This window comes from Mycolicibacterium madagascariense, from assembly GCF_010729665.1.
GTDB classification, from domain to species: Bacteria; Actinomycetota; Actinomycetes; order Mycobacteriales; family Mycobacteriaceae; genus Mycobacterium; species Mycobacterium madagascariense.
In genome coordinates, this window is the sequence record NZ_AP022610.1 from 3,019,501 (window position 1) to 3,033,877 (window position 14,377).

Annotated in this window: 10 protein-coding genes; 8 read left to right on the plus strand and 2 right to left on the minus strand. The window is 69.9% G+C overall.

Translation table 11 applies throughout. The annotated features are described in order from the left end of the window. The first annotated feature begins 166 nt into the window (after positions 1 to 166). The 3 genes from G6N60_RS14140 to G6N60_RS14150 all read left to right on the plus strand — a co-directional run bounded on the left by G6N60_RS14140 (position 167) and on the right by G6N60_RS14150 (position 4,711). Positions 167 to 1,504, plus strand: coding sequence for a DUF2254 domain-containing protein (locus tag G6N60_RS14140; protein ID WP_197746940.1), 1,338 nt, complete (start codon positions 167 to 169; stop codon positions 1,502 to 1,504). Positions 1,505 to 1,753: 249 nt separating this feature from the next. Further along, positions 1,754 to 3,154, plus strand: coding sequence for an alpha/beta hydrolase (locus G6N60_RS14145; RefSeq protein WP_179969790.1), 1,401 nt, complete (start codon positions 1,754 to 1,756; stop codon positions 3,152 to 3,154). Positions 3,155 to 3,403: 249 nt separating this feature from the next. Then, a complete protein-coding gene (locus G6N60_RS14150) occupies positions 3,404 to 4,711 on the plus strand; it encodes an NAD(P)/FAD-dependent oxidoreductase (RefSeq protein WP_163738168.1) in 1,308 nt (435 codons plus the stop codon). A 14-nt stretch (positions 4,712 to 4,725) separates the two neighbouring features. Here G6N60_RS14150 and G6N60_RS14155 read toward each other — a convergent pair whose 3' ends face one another. Further along, positions 4,726 to 5,367: a TetR/AcrR family transcriptional regulator gene (locus G6N60_RS14155; protein WP_163738170.1), complete on the minus strand. Its 642-nt coding sequence runs from the start codon at positions 5,365 to 5,367 to the stop codon at positions 4,726 to 4,728. Positions 5,368 to 5,453: 86 nt separating this feature from the next. Between G6N60_RS14155 and G6N60_RS14160 the strand changes: the two genes are divergently transcribed. From G6N60_RS14160 to G6N60_RS14170, 3 genes are all read left to right on the plus strand, one after another. Next, positions 5,454 to 7,124, plus strand: coding sequence for an FAD-binding dehydrogenase (locus G6N60_RS14160; RefSeq protein ID WP_163738172.1), 1,671 nt, complete (start codon positions 5,454 to 5,456; stop codon positions 7,122 to 7,124). Between the two features lie 312 nt (positions 7,125 to 7,436). Then, positions 7,437 to 9,647 (plus strand): EAL domain-containing protein, encoded by a 2,211-nt coding sequence (locus G6N60_RS14165; RefSeq protein ID WP_163738174.1) that lies wholly within the window; start codon positions 7,437 to 7,439, stop codon positions 9,645 to 9,647. A gap of 178 nt (positions 9,648 to 9,825) precedes the next feature. Beyond that, positions 9,826 to 10,533, plus strand: a complete 708-nt coding sequence (locus G6N60_RS14170) for a GAF and ANTAR domain-containing protein (RefSeq protein WP_163738177.1) — start codon at positions 9,826 to 9,828, stop codon at positions 10,531 to 10,533. Positions 10,534 to 10,612: 79 nt separating this feature from the next. Here the strand turns inward: G6N60_RS14170 and G6N60_RS14175 are convergent, their stop codons facing one another. Further along, complete coding sequence (locus G6N60_RS14175) at positions 10,613 to 12,286, minus strand: MarR family transcriptional regulator (RefSeq protein ID WP_163738180.1); 1,674 nt, start codon at positions 12,284 to 12,286, stop codon at positions 10,613 to 10,615. A 108-nt stretch (positions 12,287 to 12,394) separates the two neighbouring features. Here G6N60_RS14175 and G6N60_RS14180 point away from each other — a divergent pair, with 108 nt between their 5' ends. Beyond that, positions 12,395 to 13,315: a bacteriorhodopsin gene (locus G6N60_RS14180; protein ID WP_163738183.1), complete on the plus strand. Its 921-nt coding sequence runs from the start codon at positions 12,395 to 12,397 to the stop codon at positions 13,313 to 13,315. Then, a complete protein-coding gene (locus G6N60_RS14185) occupies positions 13,312 to 14,352 on the plus strand; it encodes a Brp/Blh family beta-carotene 15,15'-dioxygenase (protein ID WP_220100364.1) in 1,041 nt (346 codons plus the stop codon). The genes G6N60_RS14180 and G6N60_RS14185 overlap by 4 nt, the downstream gene beginning before the upstream one ends. Positions 14,353 to 14,377: the final 25 nt, after the last annotated feature.

Genomic DNA, 14,377 nt, shown 5'->3' on the forward strand with positions numbered 1-14,377 from the left:
TTCGAATGACACTGTCTCCGAACCAATCTCGACCGAGTTGGCGGGCGGGTGCGCGCCGGACTCCGCGAGGGGCGAGGTAGTCGGTTTGCCCCTGTTCGCCCTCAGGGTGGACAGTCATGGAGGCCGACGTCAGGAGAAAACAACGGTGAGTCCCATCCTTGCCTCCGTGCGTGACACGGTGCGCACGCAGCTGTGGCCGCTGCCCGTCGCGGGCATCGTGCTCGCCGCCGTCGCAGCGGTGGCACTGCCCCACCTCGACGCACAGGTGGACGATCGACTGCCGTCGTGGGCGTCGACCGTCCTGTTCGGAGGCGACGCCGGCGCGGCACGGACCCTGCTGGACGCCATCTCGAGTTCGCTCATCACCGTGACGTCGCTGACGTTCTCGCTGACGGTCGTCACCCTGCAGCTGGCCAGCAGCCAGTTCTCGCCGCGGCTGCTGCGCACGTTCACCAGCGACGTCTTCGTTCAAGCCACCCTTGCGGTGTTTCTGTCGACGTTCACCTACTCGCTGACCGTGTTGCGGGCCATCCGCAGCGCCGACACGGGCGTCGGTTTCGTCCCGCGCATCTCCGTGACGTTCGCGTTCCTGCTCGGCTTGGTGAGCGTTCTGGGATTGGTGTTGTTCCTCGCCCATCTCGCCCGCCAGATTCGGGTGGAGACGATGTTGCGCGAGGTGCACGACGACGCCAACGCCACGTTGCGCAGCGCCACCGCCCCGCTCGCCGACGCCCGACCTCAACCGGGGATGCCCAGCCCGCCACCACACGCGGCGGTCCTGGTGGCGCCGTCCTCGGGGTTCATGACCCGCATCGACGATGCCCGACTGTGTTCGGCTGCAAGGGAAGTCGGAGCATGTCTCGTCATCGACCCGCACCCCGGCGACTCGCTCGTGGAGGGCGTCCCCATCGGTGCGGCCTGGAGCGTCCGAGGTGACCTCGACGCCCCGGCCATCGAACGCCTGCAGGCCGCCGTCCGGAGTGCCATCGGCATCGGGTACGAACGCACCGCGGCCCAGGACGTGGGCTACGGACTGCGTCAACTCACCGACGTCGCGAACAAGGCCTTGTCACCGGGGATCAACGACCCGACGACCGCGGTGCACGCCCTGGGTCACATTTCGGCGATCCTGTGCCAGCTGGCCCGGCGCGATCTGCGACCGGTCGTGCTGCGTGACGGCGGCGACGTGGTGCGGGGGTTCCTGCGCCGGCCCGGGCTCGACGAGATCCTCGACGTGGCGATAAGTCAACCGCGCCGCTACGGCGCGACGGATTCACAGGTCATGACACGCTTGTTCCGGCTGCTCGCGGAACTCAGCTGGCACGTCGACGACCATGCGATGATCCGGGATCAGCTCGAGCGCACCCGACGGGTGGTGCGACGCAGCGACTTCGACGACACCGAGAGACGCCAGCTCGACGCCGCCGCCGCCGGTGTCGAGGAGGCCATCGCCCGGCGCGCCGAGTCGATGCCTCGCAGCGCCGACCGCGTCACCCCGGTGTGAGCGCGACCGACGACGGCACCCCCACGCACTGCCAGCACATTCCCAGCACGACGACTGCACCATCTCAGACACGACGAGTTCGCGCCTGCCGCACCCCCTTTCACGAGATGAGTCGTGCAGAATGCACATCGACTTGGCGGGCCGGCCCGACGACGACGACGTCGTCCCACCCGGTCGCCCCGCCGCCATTCCAACGTTCAGGACGACCGCTTGAGGCATTCGACCGTGGAGGTCAGTGAAGCGCTCCTCCTGCGCCATCACCTCGGCCTGCTGCCCCTGACGCACGGATGGCTGCCCACGACCGCGCAGCTGCTGGCCGCTGCCGCGCTGTGCGGCGCGGTCGGCTGGCGGACGCCTCGATGGCGGGCGGTCTGGGTTCCGGTGGCCGCGCTGTTCGGGGTCGGGGTCGCGGTGGCGGTTCACCGGTACCTCGGCTCGTTGGGCGTCGCGGGTGACCCCGCGCCGCGGATGCTGTGGATCTGGACGGCCCTGACCGGTGTAACGTCGGCCGTCGTCGTGCTGGGCTGGCGTCGGACGCGCTGGTGGCGTCGGGGCCTGTCGATTGCGGCCATTCCGCTGTGTCTGCTGGGCTGCGCACTGGCGCTCAATCAATGGGTCGGGTACTTCCCCACCGTGCACAGCGCGTGGAACCAATTCACCGCGGGTCCGCTGCCCGACCAGACCGATCGCATCACCGTCACCGCGATGCAGATGACGCACGTCCATCCCCGGCGAGGCGTGGTCGTCCCGGTCACCATCGCCGCCGACGCCTCGCACTTCGCGCACCGCCGCGAGCTGGTCTACCTGCCGCCCGCCTGGTTCGCCAGCAACCCGCCACCCCGACTGCCGGTGGTGATGATGATCGGCGCCGAACTCAACACCCCCGCCGACTGGCTCCGCGCCGGCAATGCCGTCGCGACCACCGACGCCTTCGCCGCCGACCACGCCGGCCACGCTCCGGTGCTCGTCTTCGTCGATCCCACCGGGGCGTTCCGCAACGACACCGAATGCGTCAACGGCCGACGGGGCAATGCGGCGTTGCACCTGACGAGGGACGTCGTCCCCTTCATGGTGTCCAACTTCGGCGTCAGCGCCGACCGGTCCAACTGGGGCATCGCGGGCTGGTCCATGGGGGGCACCTGCGCCATCGACCTCAGCGTCCGACATCCCGAGATGTTCAGTGCCTTCGTGGACATCGCCGGCGATCGCGGTCCCAACTCGGGCAGCAAGGCCCAGACGATCGCCACGCTGTTCAACGGCGACACCAGCGCCTGGGCGCAGTTCGACCCCGCGACGGTCATCACCACCCACGGCCGCTACGACGGGGTGTCGGGGCTGTTCGCCATCGCCGGCGTACCCGGGCAGGCCGACCCCCTGGGCAATCCGGAGGGACAGGACACCGCGGCCCGTTCGCTGTGCAGCCTCGGCCGGGCGCACGGCATCCAGTGCGCGGTCGTCACGCAGCCTGGCCGCCACGACTGGCCGTTCGCGGCCAACGCCTTCGCCACCGCGCTGCCCTGGCTCTCCGGCCAGCTCGGGACGCCCGGGGTGCCGCGAATTCCGCTGCCCGCCTGGACCCCCGATCCGCCACCGGCCACGGTGGCCGACGCCACGCACCTCGATGACGCCACCGGCCGGCCCCACCGCTGAACTCTCAATGTCGTTGTCTGCCATGGCAACTCGACGATCTCGGCAGACACCGCGCGGTGTGGCGTTTAGCCGAGGCCCCAGTGGCTAATCAATGCGCCGGGCAGCGTCGCCCGCTCGTCGCATCGCCCCCGCGGCGACGCCCAGCGGAAGGACCTTCGACATGCCGAGCCCGAGTTCCCGACCGGCCTGGCGCCCCGCCGCCCCGCCGGCTCCACCGAGTGGAATCAGCTCGGGCGAGGGGGCGACCCCGTGACCTCGGTGGTCATCGTGGGCAGCGGATTCACGGGCTTCGAATGCGCCCGCCGCCTCGCCCGCACGCTGCGCCGCGATCCGTCGGTCACGATCACGATCGTCTCGCCCGTCGACTACATGCTCTACACGCCACTGCTGCCCGACGTGGCCGGGGGCGTCGTCGACGCCCGCTTCGTCGCCATTCCCCTCAGCACCACGCTCAAGGGCGTGCGCACGGTGAAGGGCCGCGTCGAATCCGTCGACTTCGAGGGCCGGCAGGTGCGCTACCGCGATCCAGACGACGACGTACACACCCTGTCGTGGGACAGGTTGGTGCTCACCCCGGGATCGGTCACGCGGCTGTTCGACATCCCTGGCCTCGCGGTGCACGCCCGGGGACTCAAGTCGACGGCCGAGGCGCTCTATCTCCGCGACCACTTCCTCGGACAACTCGAACTCGCCAACGACGACGGCGACCCGGTGCGACAGGCGGCGCGGCGAACGGTTGTCGTCGTGGGGGCCTCCTACTCGGGAACCGAACTGGCGCTGCAACTGCGGGCCCTGGCCGACGCCGCCGCCGAGCAGCTCGGCTTCGCCCCGGAGGCCGCCCGCTTCGTCCTCCTCGACGTGGCCAAGCAGGTGATGCCGGAAGTCGGTGAACGGCTCGGCGCCGCGGCGAACCGGGTACTGCGCTCGCGCGGCATCGACGTCCGACTCGGCCTCACGCTGAAGGAGGTTCGGGCCGATCACGTCATCCTCAGTGACGACTCGCGGATCGACACGCACACCGTCGCGTGGGTGACCGGGGTGACCGGCGCGCCGCTGGTCGAGACGCTCGGGCTGCCGATGGAGAAGGGACGACTGAAGGTGGGAGCCGACCTCGAGGTGGCCGGACGACCCGGGGTGTTCGCCGCCGGCGACGCCGCCGCGGTACCCGACCTCACACGGCCCGGCCAGATCACCCAGCCCACCGCGCAGCACGCGACCCGTCAGGGAAAGACGTTGGCGCACAACGTCGCCGCGAGCCTGGGGTACGGCGTCCCCAAGCCGTACAAGCACCACGACATGGGACTCGTCGTCGACCTCGGACCCCACCATGCCGTCGCCAACCCACTCAACGTGCACCTGTCGGGCTTCCCCGCCAAGTTCGTCACCCGCGCCTATCACCTCTATGCGATCCCCCGCGCGGCCAACCGATGGGCGGTGGGGCTGGCCTACCTCGCCGACGCGTTGTTCGATCGTGCGGTCGTCTCCATCGGGCTGGCGACCAACGACGAAGCCGGATTCGCCGCCAGCGAGGGCATACCCCTGCCCGGGGCGGACTGACTGCCCACGGGGCGTCAGCGGTTGAGCAGTGCCGCCAGCAGTTGCGTCAGCCACGCCCGCGCCGCGGCGAGGTCGCCGTCGAGAAGGAGTTGGGCGGCGACGCCGTCGTAGGCGGCCACGACGGCCCGGGCGGCATCCGCGGTGTCCCGCAGGGGCGCCGGCAACGCGAGTTGATCGCTGACCGCGTTCAAACGGTGCTCGACGGCGTCCCGCAGCCGGGAACGGTGGGCGGCGAGCCGCTCGGCGGTGTCGGGGTGGCGGGCCGCGTACAGGAGGAAGTCGGTCTTGACGAGCAGCCAGTCGCGATCCAGGAGCAGGGTCTCGGTGACGCGTTCGATGGCCGACGACACGTCGGCGGTGCTGTCGAGCAGTGCCTCGGAGACCTGGCCGGCGATGACCTCGGCGCGTTCGTCGTACAGCGTGAAGAACAGCTCGTCGAGACTGTCGAATTGGGAGTAGAACGCCCCGCGGGTGTACCCCGCGGCTGAGCACACGTCGTCGATGCGCACCATGCCGAACCCCTTGTCGGCGAAGACTCGAAACGCCGCCGCCAACAACTTGGCGCGGGTCTGCGCCCGGCGCTTCGTCACCCGGGGTGCCCGTCCTCCGGCGGGTCCGAGCGCCGATGATCCCGTCGTCGCCGACGATGCCGTCATGTCCACCACAATCCGATCCTTATTCGCATCCGATGCATTACAGTATCGGATGCACACTCGTTCTCCACCGCTCAGGAGTATCACCGATGGACGCAGACGTCATCGTCGTTGGCGCAGGATTGGCCGGCCTGGTCGCCACCCACGAACTCACCCAGCGCGGCATAAAGGTGCTGGTCGTCGACCAGGAGAACCGCGCCAACCTGGGCGGGCAAGCGTTCTGGTCCTTCGGCGGCATCTTCCTGGTCGGCAGCCCCGAACAGCGACGCTCCGGGGTGAAGGACTCCTTCGAACTGGCGTGGAACGACTGGCAGGGCAGCGCCCACTTCGACCGCCTCGACGACCAGGACTTCTGGGCCGCCAAGTGGGCGCGGGCCTACGTCGAGTTCGCCGCCGGCGACAAACGCGACTACCTCACCCGCCACGGCATCTCGTTCCTGCCGACCGTCGGATGGGCCGAGCGCGGGGATCTGCGCGCCAACGGGCACGGCAACTCGGTGCCCCGCTTCCACGTCGCCTGGGGCACCGGCACCGGGGTGGTGGCACCGTTCGTGGACTCGGCGCTGGAGGCCGAGAAGCGCGGCGCGGTGACCTTCCAGCATCGCCACCAGGTCGACGACCTCGTCATCACCAGCGGCGTCGCGACCGGGGTTCGCGGCACGGTGCTGGCACCCGACGACGCGGTCCGTGGCGCCCCGTCCAACCGCGACGCCATCGGGGAGTTCGAATTCAGCGCCCAGGCGGTCATCGTCACCACCGGTGGCATCGGCGGCAACCACGAGATCGTCCGGCGCAACTGGCCCAGGGAGATGGGCACCGCACCGCGGTCGATGATCACCGGCGTACCCGCCCACGTCGACGGCCGCATGCTGGGCATCGCCGCGGCCGCTGGGGTGCGGCTGGTCAACGAGGATCGCATGTGGCACTACACCGAAGGAATCCAGAATTGGAACCCGATCTGGCCCCAGCACGCCATCCGCGTGCTGCCCGGCCCGTCGTCGATGTGGTTCGACGCGCTCGGGCGACGCCTCCCGGCGCCCTTCCTGCCCGGCTACGACACGCGCGGCACCCTGAAGTACCTTCGCACCACCCCGGACATCCAGCAGTACGACCATTCCTGGTTCATCCTCACCCAGAAGATGATCGGCAAGGAGTTCGCCCTCTCGGGGTCGGAGCAGAACCCCGACATCACCAACCGCGACAAGAAGCTGTTCCTCAGAGAACGCGTCCTCGGCAGTGGTGCACCCACCCCGGTGGAGGCCTTCAAACAACGCGGCGCCGACTTCGTGGTCTCCGGCGACCTCGAGGACCTCGTGGCCCGGATGAACAAGCTCACCGATGAACCGCTGTTGGATCCCGCCGCCATCCGCGCCCAGATCGAGTCCCGCGACCTTCAGATGGCGAACCCGTTCTCCAAGGACGCGCAGATCCAGGGCATCCGCAACGCGCGGCGCTTCCTTGGTGACCGGATCGGACGCTGCGCGGCGCCGCACCGCATCCTCGACCCCGACGCCGGACCGCTGATCGGCGTCAAGATGCACGTCCTGACCCGAAAGACGTTGGGCGGCATCCAAACCGACCTGTCCTCCCGGGCACTGAATGCTCAGGGTCAGCCGATCGACGGCCTCTACGCCGCCGGAGAGGTCGCCGGATTCGGCGGTGGTGGCGTGCACGGCTACAACGCGCTGGAGGGCACGTTCCTGGGTGGCTGCATCTTCAGTGGACGCATCGCTGGGCGCGCCGTCGCAGCCTCCCTCTAGCACCCATACACCGACGGGGAAGGGCCGCGCCGCCCGCCGCGCGATCCTCGCCACGGCTGCCGCCATGACGACCCAGCTGCCAGCGTGCGTCATCGATGGCAAACCTTCGGAATCCGGCGGCCGGGTTGTCGGATCGCGAGCGGGGCGCCTCGGCGCGTTCCCGCAGCGTGCGACCGATGTTGTTACCGCCCTGTTCAACGGGTGTCGCGACAGGTGACGTCCTGTTATCCTTCCGCTGGACCTCGGGTCCACCGCCAGCGCCTGCGAAGACATTTCCAGCAACGTCTGGCCAGCGCAGAATCGGAGGGGCCGGTGCGGGACGTACTCGACGACACCGACGTCCTGCGCGCGGTGCTCGACGAGTCACCCGACCTGATCGCGCTTGCCGACGACGGCGGACGGGTCTTCTACCTCAATCGAACCGGCCTCGCGCTGATCGGGTTGACGGGCCTCCCCTCCGACCCCGCCATGACGATCGACGAACTCTTCGGCTGCGCGCACGCGACCGTCGACGGCCCGTGTCCCCTTGCCCATTCCGCGACGGGGCGATGGCACGGCCCCGCCGAGATCGAGAACGTCGCCACCGACGTGCCCATCCCGGTGCGGACGACGTCCTTCGTCGTGCCCCGCTCCGGTGGGCGAGGCAACGTCACCGTGTGGCTGGCTCGCGACGTCCGCGGTGCGCACGACGACGGGTGGCAGAGCGCCGTCGAGACGTCGACCTACCGGGCGGCCGAACAGCAGGCGATCGCCAACTTGAGCAGGCTCGCGCTCGACGGCGACATCGATCAGCTCCTCGACTCGGCGACCACCGCAGCCTCGACGCTGATGGGCGTCGACCGCTGCATGATCACCCGCCCCATCGCCGGCGACGACGACGAGATCGCCGTCGTCGGGTTCACCGGTCAGCCCCCGCGGCTGCCGACGATGCCCGCCCGGGACAAGTCGCTGATGGGTTACACGATGATGGTCGACGAGGTCGTGCTCTGCTACGACCGGGACGAGGAGACGCGATTCTCCACCGCGGCGATGGCCTCCTTCGGCTTCCGCAGCGGCGTCGGCGTACCCATCCCCGGCGGCGAGTCGGGTCCGTGGGGCGTGCTGTCGGTGCACAGCAACCACAATCGGGTCTACAGCGCGCGCGAGCTGTCCTTCCTGCAGACGGTCACCGGCGTGCTCTCGGCGGCCATCCGGCGCGTCGATCTCGACGAGCAGTTGCACGCGCGCAGTCTGCGCGATCCCCTGACCAACCTGGCCAACCGCACGCAGGCCTACCAGCGCATCGACGAGGCCCTCGCCCGCGCCAGGGACGACGGATCGTCGGTGGCGATACTCCTGCTCGACGTCGACGACTTCAAGATCATCAACGACAGCCTCGGGCACGAAGCGGGTGACCGTGCGCTGGTGCGCGTCGCCCACCGCCTCGCCGCCGCATCGCGGGACGGCGACACCGTCGCCCGCATCGGCGGTGACGAGTTCCTGATCGTCTGCGAAGACGTCGACGGCATCGAGCACGCACAACGCTTGGCGGACAATTTGACCTTTGCGGTCAACCGCCCGCAACCGCTGGGAACCGAACCTCTGCCGCTCAGCGCCAGTATCGGCATCGCGATGTCCACCGCGACCTCGACCCGCCAGGAACTGATCCATCAGGCCGATCTTGCGATGTACCGCGCCAAGGACATCGGCCACGGCGGAAGTGCGGTCTTCGACCACGGCGACCTCTATGACGCCGACCGGACGCGGCGCCTGTCGGTGGACCTGCGCGCGGCCCTCGGCGAGGGTGAGCTCAATTTGCTGTATCAGCCCATCGTGGACATCGCGACGGGCAGGGTCGTCGCGATGGAGGCCCTGGCCCGCTGGCGACATCCCAGCCTGGGCGTCATCGACCCCACCGAATTCGTGGCCGTGGCCGAAAGAACCGGTCTCGTAGGCGGTCTCGGCGAATGGGCGCTACGCACCGCATGCCTGCAGGCCGCATCCTGGCGCAGGTTCACCGACGTCGGCATCCGCGTCAACGTCAGCGCCATGCAACTGCGCGACACCGCATTCGTGGACAAGGTCGCCGGCGTCCTGAGGTGGACGGGGCTCGAACCCGCCGCACTGGGGCTCGAGATCACCGAAACCGTGTCGCTCTCCGACAACGATCGCGTGTCGGGCACCTTGACTGCGTTGCACGACATGGGAATTGGACTGGCGCTCGACGACCTCGGCAGCGGATACAGTTCGATCGCGTACCTGAATCGGTACCCGGTCTTCGAGTGCTTCAAGATCGACAAGTCCTACATCGCGGACCTTCCCGACCCCCGCGCCACCGCCATCCTCACCGCGATCGTGATGCTCGCTCGAGCCTTCGGGTTGGTCGTCGTCGGTGAAGGTGTCGAGACACCCGAACAGTTGGCGACCCTGCGGGAGTGCGGATGTGACCTCGCGCAAGGGTTTCTGCTCGGCCGGCCGATGACGGAGAGTCAGGCGACCATCGCGCTCGCGACGTCCGGTGAACAGGCTGGCGCACCTGCCTAGATGCGGTCGTTACCCGATCATTGGCTGCGCAGAGGTGTATGTTTCGGTGATCGAGGCTGTGCCAAGTCGCGGTTGAGCGAAACGGCCCGCAAATGCCCCGGTCGGGAACGGCGGGCCCCATGCGGCGCCACCTCCGTACATCAGCACGACGCGCTCGCGGCGTCCGGCGACACCGCCGGTGACACAGGGCGAGCAACTCCTGGCTTCGGTCGGTGCGTTGCAGGGCGTCGCTGCGGCCGACAAGATCTGCAGCACGTGCGTCACCCTGCTCGACGTCCACGCCACCGCCATTTCCCTGGTGTCCAACGGCGCCAACCTGGCAACGCTGGGGGCGAGCAGTCCCGCCGCACGCCTCTACGACGAGGTGCAGTTCACCGTCGGCGAGGGGCCGTGTCTGAGCGCGGTGGCCGACCGCGCACCCATCGTCATCCCCGACCTGGACGACCCCGCGGACACTCGGTGGGCGCTGTATCGCCCGGTGATGCTGGCGCACGACATTCGCGCGGTCACCGCCATTCCCGTCATGGTCGCCGGCGAGGGCGTCGGCGCGTTCAACGTCTTCCTCGACACCCCGGGCACCCTCACCGAGGAGGCGCTGGCCCTGAGCAGGCTCGCCGCCGACCTCGCCCGGCTACCACTGCTGAGCCTGCTCGACGAGCACCTGCGGGCGGCCGCCGCCGATCCCGACACCGAAGCCTGGACCGAGCTACATCTGTTGGCGCGCACCGACATTGCGCAAGCCACCGGAATGGTCATGGCACAGCTCGACGTCGACGCGGAAGAAGCTCTGGTGCGATTGCGCGCGCACGCCTACGCGACCAGCAGCAGCCCCACCGACATCGCCCGCGCCATCATCGACCGACGAGTTCGGCTGACCCCACCGTGACCGCGGGTTCCTCCCGTCCGGTTTGGATGCCCTGGTTGACCTGATCGATGGCCGGCGGGCACCGGTCCCGCCCGAGTAGCTACGTACTGGTGTCGATGCAGACGATGGTGGTGTCGTCCAACGGCCCGGTAGGACCCCATTCGTCGAGGAGGTCGGCCAGCACCCGGCGGGTGGTCTCGTCCGGGGTGTTGGTGGTGCTGTGGCGGGTGATGCGGTCCAGATGCTGGCGCAGGGGGTTGTCGTCGGTCCGGCCGGTGCCGTGCCGAAAACCGTCTCCGAGGATGAACATCCGGTCGCCACGCTCGACGGGGATCCTGGTGATGTCGAAGGTCGAGTCCTCCTGGTGACCCAGGGGCGAATGCGGCGACAGGTGGACGTCGTCGAGGTGGCCGTCGCGTGCGCGCAGCACCGTGAAGTCAGAGGTGGTCAGCACCTCGACCGACCACGGGGTGGTCGTGATGCGCATCAGGAGGACGTCGACCGTGGCGCGCCCCTTGAAGTGGCCCCACAGCGCCTGGTCGGCGAGGTGGGCCTGGTCGGTCAGCGTGGTGGTGGTGCGGCGGGCCTGGCGGATCGCGGCGGCGGCGAAGCCGGTGACGCTGGCGAAGTCGCGGTCGGATTTGCGGCAGTCGAGCACGGCGATGTCGACGATGGTGGGGCTGACGACCTCCATGTCGTAGCTGTCCGAGCAGCTGTCGTGCATGGGTTCCAGGCGAGCGGCGACGTGGACGCCGTGGGCATGCAGCCGCCCGGCTGACAGCTGACGGGTCTGCATCTCCGCGGCGACGGTCCAGTCCCGGGTGCGGGTGGCCATCGTGGTCTGCAGACTGGCGGCACTGGCGCCGGGCAGGATCAGGGCCACCGCGTCGGCGTAGTCTCGCAACCCCTGCAGGAGCGGCCCGTCCGCCGCCGGGTCGCCGGGCAGCTGCACCGACAGCACGCCCAGCACCGCACCGGGCGTGATGACCGGGAGATGCGCCCACGTGCCAGCGGCGTCGGGCGCCAGGATCGTCCGCTCGCCGCGCAGCGACTCCCCCGCAGCGCTGCGATCGACCGACACCGGTGCATTGCCCTCGGTGGTGTGCGGCCACGCCGCGACCGTGACGAGCCGGCGCCCATCGACGCTGAGCAGACTCAGCGTCACCGCGTCGACCGCCACCCCCTCCTCGGGCAGCGCCGCAGCTGCGGTCTCGACCACCAGGGAGCACACCGCGTCGGCGGGGGCACCGGTCACGGCGCGAATCAGTTCCCGCAGCGCATGCCCGGAAGGTTGGGTGGGCCCGGAGCCGCCGCCCGACGACGCGGCCGGCCGGGTGCCCGACGCCGCCGCGGCGATCGCATGCACCGCCCGGGTCAGCGCCGCCCGGTCCTCGGCGGTGGCGGTGTCCCAGATGGGCGTCAACGTCTGCAGTCGGGCGGTGTCCCAGCGGTCGAGCAGCTCCCGCCCCCGCCGGGTCAACCCCAGACTCACTTCGCGACGGTCCTGATCGGCGCGTTCGCGACTGACGTACCCCGCGGCCACCAATCGGTCGACGGCCCGGCTGATCGTCGACGGGGACAGCCCGACCACCTCGGCGACGCCGGACACCGACCACGCCCCGTCGTGACCGACGAGGTCGAGCACCCGCAGCTGGCTGGGGCTGATCGTGGCGTCGAGCCGGTCCCCGGCCCGCCCCACGGCGTCCTGGAACGCCGAAGCCACCCGCAGCAAATCTGCGTCCGCGGGGGGTTCGGTCACGAAGGCGTCATTCATCGGCCCCATTGTTCCCCTTGCCGTCCCACCGTCACCGCGCTACCTTTGCATGCATATTGCAATCATTGCTATCTGCAGTTTTCTGTGGACGACCTGAAGGGAACACCCGTGACATCAACGGTCTTGGCGGCTGAGTTCAGCGCCACGACGACCTACTCGAACACCGCCTACCTACTGCTCCTGTATGCGTTCGTGGTGGCGGCGTTCGCGCTGTTCGCCGCGGGTCTCTACGGCGTGAAGACGGCCTCGGAGGTGTCGAAGGCCTACCGCGCGTCGGCGATCGCCAGCACGTGCATCTGCTGGGTCGCGACCGCCGCCTACGCCGTGCTCATCATCGAGTGGGTCACCAACTTCTCGCCTACCCCCGATGGTCTGCACTATGCGCCGGCGCGCGCCGCGGTCATCACCGAGCTGCGCTACATGGACTGGTCGGTCACCGTTCCGCTACTGACCGTCGAGCTGCTCGCCGTCGCCGCGTTGACGCGAGCGCAAACGATTCGGTGGCGCACGGCGGCCGTCGTGTCCGCTGCGTTGATGATCGTCACCGGCTTCCTCGGGGTGATCTTCGGTCAGGACGCCCTGCGTGGGGTGAACGCCGCCATGTGGGTGTGGGGCGCCATCAGCACCGCGTTCTTCGTCGTGCTCTACGTCGTCGCCGCCAGGGCCTACCGCGCCAGCACGGCAGCACTGTCGCCGGCCTCGTCGAAGAGCTACCGGGCTGCGCTCATCCTGCTATTCACCGTGTTCCTGGCGTACCCGCTGGCCTACCTGGTGCCGTGGTGGGCCGGGGCGGACAACCCCGGTTGGGCGACCGCCGAGCAGCTGACGTTCACGATCGCCGACATCGCCGCCAAGGCGGGTTTCGGGCTGCTGATCCACCGCACCGCGAAGCTGCGCACGGCTCACGACGCCGAGCACGCCGCATCGACACCGCACCGGATCGCCGCGGCCGTCCCCGACACCATGGCATCCGAGGTGTGGATCTCCGGCGAGCTGCTCAGCGTCCCGCCGGCGCCGACGCAGCCGTGACCCGACCGGTGGCCGGCGTGGCAGCGCTCGCGCGGGCCCCCACCGGGGCCCGACACCGCGGGGACGTCTCCGCGGTGTCGGGCCACGCGGTTCGCCTGGCGACCGTGCTGGCGATGTTCGGCGTGACCGCCGGCTACCTCGCGGCCGCCCCGATCGTGTCCGCGGGGACGTCTCGGCAGGTGGGCCAGGTCCTGGTCGTCACCGCCCTGGTACTCGGCTTGCCGCACGGCGCCGCCGACGTGGACACCGAGGCGTTGCGCGGTGCGTCGACGATCCGGTGGCTCGCCGGGATGGCCGCCTACGCCGGAGCGGCCGGCGCGGCGGTCGCCGCGTGGACGCAGTGGCCCACCGCCACCGTGCTGGCGCTACTGCTGATCGCCGCCGTCCACTTCGGGGTCAGCGACGCCGCCGCAGCACCGTCCCCGTACCTGCGCATCTTGACCGCGATCGCCGGTGGACTCATCCCGGTCGCCGTGCCGGTGGCACTGCACGGACCGCCCCTCGTCAGCCTGCTCGACGCCCTCTCCGCGGGGCACGGGCACACCCTCGTCACCGCGGCGCGGGCCGGCGTTCCCGCCGCGGGGCTGGCGGCGGCCGCTCTCGTCGTCGCTGCGGCTCGTCGGCGCGACTGGCTGTCCTGCGGCGAACCGCTCGCGGTGCTCGCGGTCTTCGTCGCGCTGCCCCCGTTGCTGGCGTTCGCCGCCTACTACGCGCTGTGGCATTGCACGCGCCAGGTCCTGCCCACGCTGACGAACGTCGCCCGGCGGCACGGCCTGACGCTTCGCCACGCGGCGGCGCGTTACCTGGTGCGCACGGCGGTGCCGTCGCTGGTGGTGCTGATCGCGGCGACGATGGTGCTGACCCAGCACCGCATCCCCCTCACCGCCGTCGCGATCATCACGGTGTTGTCGCTGACCGTTCCGCATGCCGCCACCACCGCGCTGCAGGCGCACCTGACCAGGACGCGTGCCCAGGACGGTCGGGTCCCCGGAGCGCAGCGATGGCGCGGGAGCGCCTCTCGTGCCAAGGCGGCGTGACGGCGTGGACTACGCCGCCCCGGCG